This window comes from Paenibacillus hunanensis, from assembly GCF_014645615.1.
In the GTDB taxonomy this organism is placed as follows: domain Bacteria; phylum Bacillota; class Bacilli; order Paenibacillales; family Paenibacillaceae; genus Saccharibacillus; species Saccharibacillus hunanensis.
In genome coordinates, this window is record NZ_BMMB01000005.1 from 173,955 (window position 1) to 189,496 (window position 15,542).

The window sequence follows — 15,542 nt, forward strand, 5'->3', positions numbered from 1 at the left end:
TTCTACTTCTACTTCTACTTCTACTTCTACTTCTATCTACTTCTACTTCTACTTCTACTTCTACTTCTACTTCTACTTCTACTTCTACTTCTACTTCTACTTCTACTTCTACTTCTGACCAATGATGCAATTTCATACTTTCCCCGTCTACACTCTTCTTCGGAGTATCTTCAACACTTCGCTATTCCTTACACTTTAATCCTTTATATGATACGACTGACTTTACATCCTCCTTACTCGGTTGGCTCTCCCCCTCGTAATATTTACGTTATTCTAAGCATTACGTAAATATGCAAAACAAAACGCCTTGTGAGCATGAAATGCTCGGTCAAGGCGCTTTATCGGATACGATCAAGTACTGTATGCTCATTTTTATCCTGCCAGAGTCCAGGCTGATGTTAGATCGGACGGTTTTGGCTGGGAAGAAGATTCGATACAATATTCTTTAAGTCCCGGTCTTCCTTATATGTCTTATCACCTGTATCCAGCTCACGAATATGGATATATTGGTAGTCCGCTTGTGGATTTACAGGGTTGTAACGCATCGGATCAGATGGGTCGGCTTTTACTTCATACTTCATATCAGTTAACATCTCGGTCAATTGATTTACATTTGGAAGCTCATCTTCGTTTACAAAAATAAGTCCTCGTAGCGACTTCGTCTCCTGTTCGTGAACCACATCAAACTTTACGATACATTCCATTTGGCTCTCCAACCTTTCTCTATTGTAGGGTATGGTATGCTGTAGTGGCGGCACCGTTTTAATCTCGATATAATGATGAGCATACATGACGTTCATACTTACACGATGCCAGATTATTTCAACCGCTTCTCACCCATTTCACGGCTCACTATTATAATAGAAGAAACTCGATTAAAAAGATGTAAGATATTTAACTTTGCACAGATTATTTTTTATTTAGTTTAAAAAATATTCACAATTTTTCTTCTATTATAATAGTACATATCCATGCAATCTTAGAGCAGTTAAGACACAGGCAAATGCTTTGTGCAGGAAGCAGACACGACTCTGGTAACCGGAAAAGAATAAAGGAATGAGCTTCCTTATTTCCTTTGCTCCGTTCCCTGCGGCTCACATCCATACGCCTTTGCACACATGCGCTAATACCTGAACTGCTCTAAAGACGAATCCTGATATTGTACAGAACGATGAAGTCACTGTATGAGCAGCTATATTTCTTATAAAATGGAATAGACCGAATTTTACATTTAAGCCGTTCATGATACTAATCCATATTAAAGTAGTACGTTTGTATGCTACAATTCGCGCTTCGAACGTAAAGCTTCACATTTTAAAGCGTAACACTTGCACTTGCACTTGCACTTGTACTTGCACTTGCACTTGCACTTGCACTTGCACTTGCACTTGCACTTGCACTTGCACTTGCACTTGCACTTGCACTTGCACTTGCACTTGCACTTGCACTTGCACTTGCACTTGCACTTAAAAATGCTGCGACACGCACAGAGCGAGGGCAAGGAAATAAGGGGAAAGAAGTGTTAGCGATTTTCTAACACGGGGTTCTAATGAAGAGTGATTTTTGCGAAGCAAAATATCTTACCTCTTTGGAGGGGCGGGAATCTTCATTCTTTCCAAATTCAAAAGATTCCCGCGGCTCCACCGAGTCCGTCCCCTTATTCCTTGCCCGAGCGGTGTAAATCTAACGACAAGGATGTGACTCCTTCATCATGGCAGATCACGAACTACTAGATATTTACGACGAACAAGATCAGCATATCGGTGTATGTCCGCGCTCAGAGGTGCATCGTGTTGGACACTGGCATCATACCTTTCACTGCTGGCTTGTACGCGATACCGAAGCAGGTCGTATGCTCGTTTTTCAACAGCGTCAGCATAATAAAGATACATTTCCCGATCTATACGACATCACCGCCGCCGGACATTTACTCGCAGGCGAGACGGTAGAGCAGGCGGTGCGCGAGCTGGAGGAAGAGTTAGGTGTGCCGCTTCGCTTCGATCAGCTCACCCCACTCTTCATCACGCGCGATGGATGGGAGTTTGAAAGTCCCTCTGGAACATTGATTGATCGTGAGGTAAGTAGTGTGTTTGGCGCATGCAGTCCACTCACATTACAGCAATACGAGCTGCAAGCGGACGAAGTGGCTGGTGTATTTGAAGCACCACTCTCGCAAATGCTGGAAATGTTCCACGGGGAACGTGCCTCCGTAACCGCAACGGGTGTATATGGTCAGCCAGCAGAAGCGCCTGCGGGCGATCTACCCTATGTACATGTCGAGGTCACTGTAGAGCAATTTGTTCCACAGTCGCCTGGCTATTATGAGAAAACCTGCACCTTGCTACAACAGCTCAGTCCGCTGGAATAATACCGGGCAAATAGCGATCCAAAATGCGCGTATAGCCCTGTCCATAACGCCGGATTAGCTCCTGACCCAGATCATTTTCCATTTCATATAAAATAATCTCCTGGGAAAAATGCTGCAATAGCAGCTCAGCCATCAGCGGATGCTCGGTAACAAGTGCCTGCGCAGGAATACCATCGCCGCGCATGCCGACAATGCACCAGTGACGGTCGATGACCATCCAGAATTTGCGTCCGCTGATCCCTCCCTTGAGTAGACGAATCCCCGGATGCCCATCCTCCTCCAGACCCTCGAACGACCATAATACTCGAACGCCGCGCTGCTCGGCATTTTCTAATTTTTGGCGAAACCATGCCGCTTCCTCACGCCAGATTCCCGCGACGATCTCTTCGCCCGCCTTATCCAGCTCCCGATTGATCAGCTCGATCACATTACGCTCTCCCTCTACAATATGAAACGAAGGACTTTCCTCACGACTACTCGGCATTGCCTGTTCCAAATACGACAGTGACGCATCAATCTGCCCTGCGATCATACGAGTCAGCTCCTTTACCGGAAGCATGCTGTACCTTGCTGGCTCACCAGGTGTCAGTTGTACAACGCCACGTGTGAGTAAACGCTGTAATGTCGCATATACGTTAGAGCGTGACACGCCAAGCCGCTTGGCCACCTCGTATCCCGACTGTGTAGATTGCTGTGCCAGACAAACCATGACCTTTGATTCGAGCTCGGTAAATCCAAGATTACGCAAATGCTGAAGCAGTTGTTCCATCAGGCATACCGTCCTTTGCAGTCATTTTGATGCCCGGCAGACAAGCTCAAGCGGGCGTGAACAAGAATAGGCTGGAACACGTTCCATTCGCCAATGCTCCGACTGATCCGCGATACATTATGTATATAGACAGCAGCAGGCTGATCGGTAGGTAGTGATCAGCCTGCTGTTGCCTGGTTCGTATGTGATTCATGATGTGTGTATAAAATAAGTCAGCATGGATATGGGAAAATGCTATGATCACCACCGCACGCGTGAATTACGCTACAAAAGCAGTGCGATTCCCCCTATTCAATAAGGAATTAAACGACCTGTTCGGTTCCGCAGCTTGGACACCATTTGGAGCCTTTAGGCAGTGCTTTGCCGCATACCTGACAGTTAAATGTACCGGGATCTACCGTTTCCGGTTCCGGTGCTTCCACTGGCTCGGTTGCCAGCAGGGTATCCCCCTCCGAAGCAGTTGCGTCTCGCATTTTCGTTAACGATGGAAAAGCCGCTGTTGGCGCTGGCGTAGCTGTCTGGCTGGTAGAAGAAGCTGACTTGGCTGCTTGAGCCGTATTTTCTTGCTCCTCCTCTAAAGGAATGCCCAGATCCTGCTTCCATGCACGTACCAGACGATCCAGCTCATCCTGGCGCTCCTGATCTTCACGTAAACGCTCTGCGCGGCGCTGTTCCGTTTCTTCACCTGTCAGCTCAGACAGATCGAGCTCCTGCTCATCGCGACGTGGCGATGATACCAGCGCATCCAGTCCACTCTCGTACGAAGCTTCGCGCTCATCTGTCGCTTCACGCTCACTACGTGGTGTGACGAGCTTTTCCATTTTGCGTCCGCAGTTCGGGCAGAAATTAGCATCCAGTGCCACCACCGTACCACATTCGCAAATACGTTCATTTTTCAAAATAGCAATGCGCGTACGAATCTCCTCGATCTCTTCATTCAGCAGATCGCACGCCTTGCACAGCTCGGTCATCTCTTCCTCGGCAATCGACATATCCCCTGCACGATAGCCTTCATAGAATACCTCGCCCATACGCATATAATGTACGCCAATTTCGCGCTCAATGTCCACGATATGTCCATTCATCCGATTGACCTCTACCGCATTTTGCGCTCGCTCGGTTGCTTTACCAGCACCGCTCTTTAGCCGTTGTAAGATATTCATGACTATTCTCCTCCTCTAATTCCACGGACGGCTGCTACATTTTCACCGTGCAGCGGTCACTATCCCGTTACCAATCACAACAAGCGCTCTATTGGGGGATTACTCAAAGAGTATACATCCATTATAATAGAAGGATATGTATAAAAGTAATCGGTTATAACGAATATACCCTCAATCAAAACGGCTTGTAACCCTATCATAACAAAATTTTCGCTCAGTTAAAAAAAACGGGCATAAACCCGCTTCGTCCCACCTATTCGGACGCTGCGAATAGCAAGGAAAGGAAGATCCCTTTTGAAAGACACAATAATGAAAGACTCCCTACGACCACAGGGGGTCGCCCTGCATACTACACTACCTGCCGCTGCCATCGCGCCATCCGATACGAGTGTCACGCTCGTACCGGATAGCATGGAGGATGCTTTTTTCTTCCGTGCCTTGGAGAAGCAGGGCATTCTGCTCAATGCCCCTCAGATTGAAGCGGTTCGACATGGAGATGGCCCGCTGCTCACACTAGCCGGTGCGGGCTGCGGCAAAACGACGGTGCTGACGGCACGAACCGGATATCTATTATCCGTACGCAAGGTTGATCCGAAGCAGATTCTGCTCGTTACCTTTACGACCAAGGCTGCCGCCGAGATGAAAAGCCGGATTGCTGCGCTACCCGGCGTGAACGCTCGGACTGCCAAAGCCATTGAAGCACGAACATTCCATGCATTCGGCTTGTTGCTGCTCCGTCGTTATGGTCAATTGACCGAGGACATCTTCGGGGATACCCGTGCGCAGCATGGCGTCATCCAGCGTCTGCGACGCGAAATCAATTCAACCAGCACGACTCCGCCAGAAACGCTACTCGCCATGCTATCTGCGATCAAGCTGGAAGGCAAAACAGCAGAGGATCTGCCTAAGGATACACCGGAGGAGCGCGATCGCTGTGCTCTGCTCTGTCGCTATGAGGAATGGAAACGTAATTATAATCGAATCGACTTTGACGATATTTTACTGCGTGCTGAGCAGCTATTAGAAAATGAAGGGCTGCTCGCTACGCTACAGCAGCGTTTTCAATATATTATGGTGGATGAATTTCAGGATACGAACCGCCTGCAATACGGTATGGTGGACAAATTGGCACAGCAGCATCGCAATCTGATGGTTGTGGGTGACGATGATCAGACGATCTACTCCTTTAACGGGGCGCGTCAAGAGTATATCCTGGATTTTCCAAAGCGCTATCCGGGCACACGCATTATTGCGCTGGATATTAATTATCGCAGCCACCCGCAGATTCTAGGGCTTGGTGTGAAGCTGATCGCTCATAATGAGGCACGTCATGCGAAGACGCTGCAAGCTGGGGTCACCGAAGGACAAAGCCCACGTTATCTGCGTCCTGCCCATGCGGATGAAGAAGCGGATTGGATCGTGAAACGACTTCGTCAGCAGCAAGAGGATGGCTATGCGCTGGGCGATATTGCGATTTTGCATCGTACAGTCAGCGGAACGCGTGCGATTGCCGAGCGTCTGCTGATGGAGGATATTCCATTTATTCAGTATGGAGAAGCGCCGGTGTTTTATGATCATTCACTCATTCGTCCGGTCATGGATCATTTACGGCTGGCGGTCAATCCGCGCCGGATGGAAGCTTTACCTGGCGTGATCGGGCCGCTGTACATTTCGCGCGATACGGGTATGGATTATATTATGAGTCAGGAGCAAAAGCAGGCGAAAAAGTATCCGCTGATTCATCTGTATCACTGGGAGCGCCTGCAAACCTTCCAGCGTCAGCAGGTGAAGGAACGGATCGTATTTTTGAAAAAGCTACGTGAGCTCAAGCCGCTGTATGCGATTCGTGAGATTCGCAGAGTGTTTTACGATAAATTTGCCAGTGCAGACTTTAGCGGGCCTGCTACCCGTCACAAGGATACGATTCGCGAAACACTGGATGAGCTGGAAAGCGCGGCTGGTAAATTTGCAACGGTAGAGGAAATGGTGACTTTTGCCGATGAGCTGACGATCAAGCGTGAACAGATGATGGAGCTGATGAAGCAAGCCGATCCGCAGGGTATTCATCTGATGACGGTACACCGAGCGAAAGGGCTGGAGTTTCCGTGTGTGTATTTGCTAGGAGCCTCGGAAGGCATTTTGCCGCATAAGGCAGCTTTGCAGGATGAAGCGCCTGAAGATGTGAAGGCGGGTCAGGGTGTGAGTGGTGCTGATCCCGATGGGAAGCTGATGCAGGCGGCATTGGAGGAAGAACGGCGGATTGCTTATGTTGCGGTGACACGTGCGAAGCATGAGCTGTATGTGTCGTCGCCGGCGATGCATCATGGGAAGACGGTGCCGCCGTCGAGGTTTTTAGTGGAGGCGTTTCGGGGCAAATAATTCGGATTGGTGCAAATTATAGTTGCTTGCCTCAATCACTCCGGTAAGGAATAAGGGAACGGACTCCCGTCTCGCACAGGAATCTACGTAGTAGGAGACAGTTGTAGATTCCCGTGCTCAACAACTGTAAGATATTTTGCTTCGCAAAAATCACTTTTTCATTGAACCTCGTGTTAGGAGAACGCTAACACTGTAAGTCGTCCGTTTCCCTTATTTCCTTCCCTGCGTTCTGTGCGTATGCAACAGGAATAGTTTTGCGCAGGTGTTGGTGAGGTTCTTTTAGTAAAGCTGCAAATGTAGGACTATTATGAAAATAACAAAAAGAGCCTGACAGCATTAATGGAATGATATCCCGTAGCTGTCAGGCTCTTTGCGTGTGTAATAAGCATGGTAAACTTCATGCCTAACACAATAATTTATATCCAGGTTAACATCAATGGCAGTATCTCGCTGTGGATGTTCTATCCATTTGGGATGACATGCATCTACCTTCTATTTTCGATCTGCAATCCGCATTCTAACATCATACCTCAAGCAATGGGCGTGCCGTTTGGCAGTTGTTCATCTGCTTGCAGCAATACAACATCGCCTTCGCCAGGGACGCCGCCGAGGACGAGGACTTCGGAGTCGAAGCCTGCGATACGGCGTGGGGGGAAGTTGACGATGGCGATGATCTGGCGTCCGATGAGCTGTTCTGGTGTGTAGCGCTTGGTGATCTGGGCGCTGGAGCGTTTGATACCCAGTTGCTCGCCGAAGTCGATCTCTAGCTTGATGGCGGGTACTCTTGCTTTTTCAAACACTTCGGCGTGGATGATTGTGCCAGTACGCAGGTCTAGCTTGTGAAAATCTTCAATCGTTGCCATGTCGGGATTCCCCTTTCGCGTTGTACATAAAGGCGTGTAGCTGAGCTACTAGGATGAATTAGGACTTGATATTTTTCTCGTCAAAATATTGCTCCAGCGTCATGCCTTTGCTGGTCACATCTTCTGCCAGTGCCTTGCCGATGTAGCGGATATGCCATGGCTCCCATGTGTAGCCCGTGCTGGATTCGCCATTCTCGGTGTAGCGGATCACAAATCCGTATTCCGGAGCATGCTCCTTCAGCCATTTGCCTTCCTTAGTTGCGCCAAAGCTTTGCTCCAGTCCGTAGCCGATGCCCGGGCCAGATACGTCGATGGCAAGACCGGTCTGGTGTTCACTCGTACCTGGACGTGCGCTTACGCGGTCGGTATATTCCTGACCTTTAGTAGCGACGTTATTTTTGTAGATCGCGACCTGGCGCTTATAGGAACGGTAGCCAGACACTGCACGCAGATCCAGACCGTCCTTTTTCGATGCTGCAAATAGCTGTTCTAATGCTGCGGCAGCTTCCTTACGCATATGGCTCTTTTCCAGTACGCCGCTGTAGGAAAAGGCTACGTTAGGAACGACCAGATCCGGTGGAATATAACCGTCTGGTAAAGAGCGTTTTTTGTTGACGATAACGGTGATTGATTCGGGATCGTTCACGACCATTTTACCGCCCTTTTCGGAGATCGTGGATTGCAGAGAGCTCTTCTCGCGGATTTGCAGCAGACTGGAAGCATCGCCGCTAGTAGCGGAGGTATTCGTAGTGTCGCTGCTGTCTGTATTCGCACTTTCGCTGCTCGTGCTATCACTGTTGCCCGTACTGGTCTGTCCGCTCGATTCGCTACTCGATGCAGACGAATCACTCTGGCTACCGGAGGTCTGACTGTTATCTGTCGCTTGCTCCGAACCGTTCGTATTGTCTGTCGTGCCCGTATTATCGGTAGCACCTGTACTTCCTGTAGTATCTGTACTGCCTGTATTACCTGTCTGCGTACTTTCGGCTGTGCTACCTTGCTGTGCAGCTGCACCCGTGTCGTTCTGTGCATTTCCCGCGCAGCCGGCAAAGATCATACCCGACACCAGAATGCCTGCCGGAACTGCCCATTTCCAAGACGTTGATTTGTTCATTAATGGTCTCCTTTGTTAGTCACCGTTGACTGGAAATAAATAGAGCCGGCGATAAAACACTCCGGCTCTGCAACGTTAACATTAGGTTTTGCCGCGCCGGGCGGCTGCATGACGCTGCCTTGTCCGCTCCGCGATTCGGCGTCGAATCTCTTCATAGCCGTTCGGTGCTGCCGTAATCTCCGGCAATAGATCGGACAGATCGGGCAATTCCTGCTGCTCTTCCTCGCTCGCTCCGAATACTGGAGCTTTGCTAGCCGGGATCTCCCATGCGGGCTCATCCTGCTCCAGATACGCTTGCACATCAGCCAGTAGCTCTCCAACCTGATGAAGCGTTCCAGCTGCTGCTGATTCAGCCAGCAAGCTACCGAGACTCGGCTCATCTGACAGTACACTTTCATCGCCAACCTCATCCAGTTCCTCCGAAGTGGACTCCGGTGCGATCAGCATATCTCCACGCCATAGCTTCCAGATGCGCTCCTGTAGCTGCTCACGCTCCAGTCCAGCGAGTCGCCAGGCAAGTAGCGGTTGCTCCTTTAACCGCTCATGCGTCTCTTTTAGTATAAACAATCCCGCTTCATCCTGCACCTTTGCATCATCGAGCCGACTCACCCACTGCTCCAGCGGCTCACTCGCATACGGTGTGCATGCCAGCAATCGCTCTGCCGCAGGTGCTTCGTCCTCATCCTCACTATCTGCTAATTGAAGATTCCATATCGACAATCGCTGTGTAGACGAGTGATTTTTACTCGAACGTGCAGGTGACTCTGTACGCAGCAACAGCTCGACGAGCAATGCGGACAGGCTCAGCTTTTCCAGCATCAGCTGCAATTGCTGTGGCTCTGGTGCGGTAATATGAACGGTCAGCTTCTGATGGTCTGCGCCAGCAGAGGGGCGAACGGTCGCCTGAATAACGCCAGGAGTGATCTTCCAATCCTGCATCGTCCATTGCTCCTTACTCATTCTTCCGTCCCCCATTCTGCCGCCTGTAATGAAACGAGCTGCTTCAGCTCTTCATCCGACATTTCAGTAAGCCATTGTTCCCCTGCGCCTACGACCTGCTCGGCAAGTGTCTTCTTGCTTTCGATTAATTCGTCGATTCGCTCTTCCAGCGTCCCCTGACAGATCAGCTTGTGCACCTGCACATTACGCTGCTGTCCGATGCGGAATACGCGGTCGGTCGCCTGATTCTCTACCGCCGGATTCCACCAGCGATCATAGTGAATAACATGGTTCGCACGCGTCAGGTTCAGTCCAACACCGCCTGCCTTGAGCGACAGAACGAAGATTGGCGGGCCTTCTCCCTGCTGGAAGAGACCGATCATCTCATCCCGACTTGCCTTGCTCACACCACCATGCAGGAAAAATGGCTCCTGCCCATAATGTCTGCCGAGACGAGCCGTTAATAGCTCACCCATCTCCACATACTGAGTAAATACGAGTGCAGCCTCGCCGCTATCTCGAATCATATCCAGCAGCTCGATCAGACGTGCCATTTTACCGGAGCGTTCCTGCTTGCCGGTATCCTGCTTGCCTGATGTGCCGATCAGATACGGGTGGTCACAGATTTGCTTCAGCTTGGTCAGTGACGATAGCACGATCCCTTTGCGAGTAATACCTTCACTATTACTCATTTTGCCCAGCATATCGGATACGACGCTCTGGTACATACTCGCCTGCTCGACCGTCATGTAGCAATATGATTTGAGCTCGATCTTATCTGGCAGATCGCGACGGATATCCGGGTCGCTTTTAAGACGACGCAGCATGAATGGCGCGACCAGCTTGCGCAGCATGGATAGACGCCCTTCTGCTTCGGGTCCCATCGCGGTATTGTACGTTTGCCGGAATGCAGACGATGTCCCCAGATAACCCGGATTCAGGAATTGGAAAATCGACCATAGCTCACTCAGGCGATTTTCCACCGGTGTACCCGTCATGGCGATCCGGTGCGGCGCGTTCAGCTTCATGACACTTTGCGCCTGCTTGGTACGGTAGTTTTTAATATATTGTGCTTCATCCAGTACGATCGAAGACCATTCGACCTGTCGTAGATCCTCGCCATCTCGACCTGCAAGATGGTACGTCGTAAGCACGATGTCATGTGCCTTCGCCTCGGCGATAAACTCTTCTCCGCGTGGACGACGGCTACCATGGTGAATATACATTTGCATATCGGGAGCAAAACGCTCCAGCTCACGCTGCCAGTTGCCCAGTAGTGAAGTTGGGCATACGATCAGACGCGGTGCTGTCACAGGTTGATCCAGCATACACGTGATGACCTGTACCGTTTTACCGAGTCCCATATCATCGGCAAGACATGCGCCAAAGCCTAGATCGCGCATCGTCGCCAGCCATTGGAAGCCGCGTTCCTGATACGGGCGCAGTGTACCATGCAGCCCTTCCGGCACCTCGCGCTTGGACAGCTCACGCCATGCGCTACCTTCCATAAGGCTACTCAGCAATGGATTTGTCTCAATCTCGAAAATATGCAGACCATTCCATAGCGCATCCTGCTCTTCGGCATAAATGTGCATCAGCTCGTTAAACGAAATCTCGCCTTCCTCATGCCGACGAATAAAGCGCAGCACCTGCTTGATCTCATTCAGATCAACCTCGACCCAGCCGCCATCCAACTGAATAAGCGGAACACCATTTTTGACAATCTCAGCAAGCTCGGCTGAGCTGAGTGTTCTGCCATCCAGCACCGCTTCCGGTTCAAAGGAAACCATTTGCTCCATGCCAAGTCGTGCCGACTCATTCGGACTGCGCTTTTCATGAAGCTGTGACGTTTTCACCTTGAGCTTCAGACCGGTACGGCGTTTGCCTTCACGCGTCCAGCGCGAAGGAATCTGTACAATAATGCCTGCCTTACGCAGACGCGGTACATCATTTTTCAAAAAGGCATATACATCTGCCGCTTCCAGCGTTCCACCGACCGGATGCGAATGGTCGATCCAATAACGCACGATTGGTGAGCATTCTGCTGCCTGTCCAAGCTGGGACAGCATCGAGCGCTGTACATGCTGGTAGGTGCGTCCGCGTACCATCAGATCCTCGTCTTCATGACGCCATAGCAGCGCAGCCGGAAGCAGCACTGCTGGATCAGACTCGTCGCCTGCCCAGAAGCTCATTCGCCATTCCTGCATCCCTGCTGCCCCCTGCTCCTGTGGCGGCTCCAGGCGTACGACAAGCGATAGCTCACCTGCTGTGCTGCTAACCGCACCTGCTTCGGGTACAGGCACTTCGGCATAACTGTGCACGCGAATATCCTGCTCCAATACCGCCATATCCTCAGCGGTTCCCTGCACTGCCAGCTCGCTAGACGCATCATATAAAGTATTCCACCATAGATGTGCCTGCGGTGAAGTGCCGCGGCGATAGTTGGCCTGATACATGCGGAACTTTCCATAGCCAGCATCACGCAGCATACGCCGTATTTCGGCATCCATCATCGCCACGAGGAAGGAATGCAGCACCTCAGCACGTGCGCGTGAAGCGACAGGCGGCTCCGATGAAGCAAATAAGGACAGCGCCGATAAACCGATCATCGGAATCGCTTCGGCTAGCTTGGCAAATATCTCGCGATCTTCGCCGACGAGCAGTGGCTTCCATACGCCATAGAGCGATGCCTGCGCACTGCGTCGTCCGGTACCCGCTACGATGCGGCTATCCGGTACAATTTTGCCATCGCGCAGCAGCTTACGTGCAAAGCGTGCGACCGTTTGCCAGTAGACCATCTCACCGCCAGGCTTGATGCCTTGAGCTGTAATCGCCTGTTCATCCCATGCGAGCAGTAGATCATATGCCTGCTCTGCGGAGAGAGCCAGCCCCTCCACCATGCGACCCGGTAGCCGCTTATTGCGCCCGGCGCGTCGTACGATAGGCTCGCGTGTCGTAGGCGCGTTGCCATTTACAGGCCCGGACTTGAGCTCTGCCAGACGCAAACCAGATTGCGCAAACGGGCGAATACCCGCTGGCAATTGCAATCGCCGCATCACCTTCATCCATGCGTCTACCTTCGGCTCTGACATTTCACCGGAAAAACAGAAAAATACGTCTCCAATCCATATTCCATATAACGGTTGATCCATCATCGTCTCCCGTCCATCTCGGTCAAATCTTTGCGATCGTTGTATTTGGTGTTTAAGTTCATCACAGGGTATCCCTTTCATGACTTGAAAACAAGCTTTTGTCGGTCCTCTGTTACTTCTCCTGTCCGGGCACGAACCATGCCTTCACCCAGTACAGGTATCTTATCTATTATAAGATTGGTTCTCGAAAAATGCCATCCCTCCTTTAGTTATAAACCCGTTTAATTACGCGGTTTCTGTGCCATCCATACGTATATTTTGACAAAATTCTTCTTGAAATCTGCAATTTTATGATTTAAAAGTTTATCCTCGCACTGGTTCAGACCTGCCTTTCTCTCCCATTATGTCGTGTATACAAAGGAGATATAGGAGGCTGAAACAGCCGTTTCACCTGTATACACAAATATGTAGCCAAAGATGCGATATAATGAATTTTAAAGATAGAGTATTTATTTTATGTCAAAGGAGAACACACGATGAATCGAATCCTGCTTGAAGTCATTGCAACTACACCGGAGGATGCTCACATCGCTGAGGCTGCTGGTGCAGATCGGATTGAGCTCATCTGTGCACAGGGAGAAGGCGGACTGACCCCGAGTCTGGGCATGGTAGAGCAGATCGTGTCAGAGCTTACGATCCCGGTTCATGCGATGATTCGTCCGCATAGTCGGAGCTTTAGATATAATGAAGCAGAGCAACGGAGTATGCTGCGCGATATTCGTTATTTTGCCCGCAGTGGTATGGCAGCATTAGTTCTTGGTGTACTGGATGGAAATGGGCATATCGACGAAGTAGCATTACAGCGTATGCTCGCTGCTGCCAGTGACGAACGAGATGATCTACAAATTACGTTTCATCGTGCGATCGACGAGGTGGACGATCTGAATCCAAGTATTGAGTTGCTTGGCAAATACAGCACAATCACGCGCATTCTGACTTCTGGCGGACGACCATCTGTATTGGAAGCAGCGGAGGCATTCCCTGCACTGATTCGAGCAGCAGAGCAGCATTCGCTATCCCTGATTGCAGGCGCAGGACTCACACTGGATACGCTGGAGAGCTTTGTACGTCAGACAGGAGTACGCGAGGTGCATCTAGGCAGTGCTGTGCGCCAGCAGGGAAATATTCAGCTTCCACTGGATGCCGAACGGATTCAACAGGCACGGAAAATTTTAGATGCTTGCGTTAACTAAGCCGTATGCTATTTCTACACCATAAATAAGCTGAATACGCTCTACAGGATGCACCGAATGGATATTGCGGATTATAGTACGTATCTCTAAATAGTATATATCTCTAAAATAAAGCGGCACAGCTACTCCATTCACTTCGGAGTAACTGTGCCGTGAGTATGTGTGTGACATTAAGTATGTATGCGACATGAGTTGGTATGAGATCAGGTATGAGATAACGTAAGTAACCCCAGTCCAGCAAGTAACTCCTTTATAATGAAGCTCTATAGACAAGCGATGCTCATTCTATTGCGCCTACTATCCGCTACTGCTCACGCCATCCACCATAGCTCCATCCCGATAACTACAGATCATTTTCACCGGATCGATTCCAGACAATAATACACCGAGCATCATTATATTCCGTATGTATAGAAACAGATGACGCATATCAGCAGAACGGCTGCTCTATTGCTCGCCAATTTAGCCGAACAACAGAGCATGACGCTGCATCGCAATTCGTGCGGCACCCACCATTCCTGCTTGATTACCCAGCATCGCTGGCTCCAGACGAACCGGATAGCCGCCCAGCTCATCAATACGCTGAATGAGTCGCGTCCACCATGTTTCACGTGTAACAATAATGCCCCCGCCAATAATAATCGCCTGTGGATCAAAAATCTGATCCAGATTAATGATCGTATTTGCCAGATCATTCAACCAGTTATCCAAAAGATAATGCGCACCTGTATCTCCACGCTTGGCTGCCTCCAGCAGACTGCGAGATGTCCAATCGGGATGATACTCACGCGCCAGTCGATTCAGTGCTGTACCGGATACATACTGCTCCACACAGCCACGCTTACCGCAATTGCACGGCAACCCTCCTGGATGTAAAATCATATGCCCCAGCTCGCCTGCACCACCATACTGACCGGAAATAATCTCACCATAATGGACCAGCGCACCACCGATGCCCGTACCAATCGTCAGCATAATCCATGACTGAATCGTGCGTGCAGCACCGATCCAATCCTCACCTGCTGCTGCCGCGTGTGCATCATTTACCGCGTATACAGGCAAGCCTGTCGCCTCCGATACCTTTTCCGCTAGACGTAAGCCTTTCCAGCCAGGCAAATTATCGGTTGCTTCCAATACAGCTCCCGTTTCACGATCAATGCGTCCAGCCGAGCCGATGCCAATCCCGTGTACCGTAATAAAAGAACGTTTCACATTGTCATATACGATACTTTTCAGCTCATTCGCGATATACAGCACACGTCCGAGAATATATTCTGCGCCCTGCTCTGCACGAGTAGGCAGCTCCATTCGTTCAATCATCTGCCCGTGCTCATTCACCAGTGCACCCTTAATCGCAGTACCGCCTATATCTATTCCAATCCAGCATGATTGCATGTCGATCATCTCCATGAATGCAAGGTAATATGTGTCGTACGTTGATCTGCCCACTATCATGTTATCGATGTTTTACTGCGAAAAGATTATACCATGTCAGGTATTTACTTATTCAGCACGGATCATAGCACGATTTATGTGATTACTGCCAACTTGCCCGTCGAGATCAAGATTTTACTTGTGCTAAATAGGTGACTTTTTTATATT

The 15,542-nt window shown here is 50.0% G+C and carries 12 protein-coding genes; 3 read left to right on the forward strand and 9 right to left on the reverse strand.

The features are described 5' to 3' along the window. Positions 1 to 398: 398 nt before the first annotated feature. Together IEX62_RS12005 and IEX62_RS12010 are read right to left on the reverse strand one after the other, a co-directional pair. Positions 399 to 704, reverse strand: a complete 306-nt coding sequence (locus IEX62_RS12005; RefSeq protein ID WP_188775768.1) for a hypothetical protein — start codon at positions 702 to 704, stop codon at positions 399 to 401. Positions 705 to 1,314: 610 nt separating this feature from the next. Further along, entirely contained in the window at positions 1,315 to 1,488 is a 174-nt protein-coding gene (locus IEX62_RS12010; protein WP_188775769.1) for a hypothetical protein, read from the reverse strand. A 223-nt stretch (positions 1,489 to 1,711) separates the two neighbouring features. Here IEX62_RS12010 and IEX62_RS12015 point away from each other — a divergent pair, with 223 nt between their 5' ends. Continuing rightward, positions 1,712 to 2,368, forward strand: coding sequence for an NUDIX hydrolase (locus IEX62_RS12015; RefSeq protein WP_188775770.1), 657 nt, complete (start codon positions 1,712 to 1,714; stop codon positions 2,366 to 2,368). Here the strand turns inward: IEX62_RS12015 and IEX62_RS12020 are convergent. Beyond that, the gene (locus IEX62_RS12020) at positions 2,352 to 3,137 is read right to left on the reverse strand and encodes a TrmB family transcriptional regulator (protein ID WP_188775771.1); all 786 of its coding nucleotides are present in this window, start codon (positions 3,135 to 3,137) and stop codon (positions 2,352 to 2,354) included. The genes IEX62_RS12015 and IEX62_RS12020 overlap by 17 nt on opposite strands. A gap of 302 nt (positions 3,138 to 3,439) precedes the next feature. Next, positions 3,440 to 4,300, reverse strand: coding sequence for a zinc ribbon domain-containing protein (locus IEX62_RS12025; protein ID WP_188775772.1), 861 nt, complete (start codon positions 4,298 to 4,300; stop codon positions 3,440 to 3,442). A 294-nt stretch (positions 4,301 to 4,594) separates the two neighbouring features. Between IEX62_RS12025 and IEX62_RS12030 the strand changes: the two genes are divergently transcribed. After that, positions 4,595 to 6,679: an ATP-dependent helicase gene (locus IEX62_RS12030; RefSeq protein WP_188775773.1), complete on the forward strand. Its 2,085-nt coding sequence runs from the start codon at positions 4,595 to 4,597 to the stop codon at positions 6,677 to 6,679. Positions 6,680 to 7,209: 530 nt separating this feature from the next. Here the strand turns inward: IEX62_RS12030 and csaA are convergent. From csaA to IEX62_RS12050, 4 genes are all read right to left on the reverse strand, one after another. After that, positions 7,210 to 7,542, reverse strand: coding sequence for a chaperone CsaA (gene csaA, locus IEX62_RS12035; RefSeq protein WP_188775774.1), 333 nt, complete (start codon positions 7,540 to 7,542; stop codon positions 7,210 to 7,212). A gap of 58 nt (positions 7,543 to 7,600) precedes the next feature. Then, on the reverse strand, positions 7,601 to 8,656 hold the full coding sequence (locus tag IEX62_RS12040; protein ID WP_229685745.1) for a M15 family metallopeptidase: 1,056 nt from the start codon (positions 8,654 to 8,656) through the stop codon (positions 7,601 to 7,603). 81 nt (positions 8,657 to 8,737) lie between these two features. Next, the gene (locus IEX62_RS12045) at positions 8,738 to 9,616 is read right to left on the reverse strand and encodes a hypothetical protein (RefSeq protein WP_188775775.1); all 879 of its coding nucleotides are present in this window, start codon (positions 9,614 to 9,616) and stop codon (positions 8,738 to 8,740) included. Then, positions 9,613 to 12,747: a DEAD/DEAH box helicase gene (locus tag IEX62_RS12050; RefSeq protein WP_188776061.1), complete on the reverse strand. Its 3,135-nt coding sequence runs from the start codon at positions 12,745 to 12,747 to the stop codon at positions 9,613 to 9,615. Before IEX62_RS12050 ends, IEX62_RS12045 begins: the two co-directional genes overlap by 4 nt. A 476-nt stretch (positions 12,748 to 13,223) precedes the next feature. Between IEX62_RS12050 and IEX62_RS12055 the strand changes: the two genes are divergently transcribed. Then, on the forward strand, positions 13,224 to 13,940 hold the full coding sequence (locus tag IEX62_RS12055) for a copper homeostasis protein CutC (RefSeq protein ID WP_188775776.1): 717 nt from the start codon (positions 13,224 to 13,226) through the stop codon (positions 13,938 to 13,940). Positions 13,941 to 14,402: 462 nt separating this feature from the next. Here IEX62_RS12055 and IEX62_RS12060 read toward each other — a convergent pair whose 3' ends face one another. Then, positions 14,403 to 15,335 carry an ROK family protein gene (locus IEX62_RS12060; RefSeq protein WP_188775777.1) on the reverse strand — a complete coding sequence of 311 codons (933 nt, stop codon included), beginning with the start codon at positions 15,333 to 15,335 and terminating at the stop codon, positions 14,403 to 14,405. Positions 15,336 to 15,542: the final 207 nt, after the last annotated feature.

What these genes read in the sequence shown, in the direction of transcription:
- IEX62_RS12060 (WP_188775777.1), bottom strand. Translation starts at nt 15,335, where the DNA reads ATGCAATCATGCTGGATTGGAATAGATATAGGCGGTACTGCGATTAAG.
- IEX62_RS12005 (WP_188775768.1), bottom strand. Translation starts at nt 704, where the DNA reads ATGGAATGTATCGTAAAGTTTGATGTGGTTCACGAACAGGAGACGAAG.
- IEX62_RS12020 (WP_188775771.1), bottom strand. Translation starts at nt 3,137, where the DNA reads ATGGAACAACTGCTTCAGCATTTGCGTAATCTTGGATTTACCGAGCTC.
- IEX62_RS12015 (WP_188775770.1), top strand. Translation starts at nt 1,712, where the DNA reads ATGGCAGATCACGAACTACTAGATATTTACGACGAACAAGATCAGCAT.
- IEX62_RS12040 (WP_229685745.1), bottom strand. Translation starts at nt 8,656, where the DNA reads ATGAACAAATCAACGTCTTGGAAATGGGCAGTTCCGGCAGGCATTCTG.
- IEX62_RS12055 (WP_188775776.1), top strand. Translation starts at nt 13,224, where the DNA reads ATGAATCGAATCCTGCTTGAAGTCATTGCAACTACACCGGAGGATGCT.
- csaA (WP_188775774.1), bottom strand. Translation starts at nt 7,542, where the DNA reads ATGGCAACGATTGAAGATTTTCACAAGCTAGACCTGCGTACTGGCACA.
- IEX62_RS12045 (WP_188775775.1), bottom strand. Translation starts at nt 9,616, where the DNA reads ATGAGTAAGGAGCAATGGACGATGCAGGATTGGAAGATCACTCCTGGC.
- IEX62_RS12025 (WP_188775772.1), bottom strand. Translation starts at nt 4,300, where the DNA reads ATGAATATCTTACAACGGCTAAAGAGCGGTGCTGGTAAAGCAACCGAG.
- IEX62_RS12050 (WP_188776061.1), bottom strand. Translation starts at nt 12,747, where the DNA reads ATGGATCAACCGTTATATGGAATATGGATTGGAGACGTATTTTTCTGT.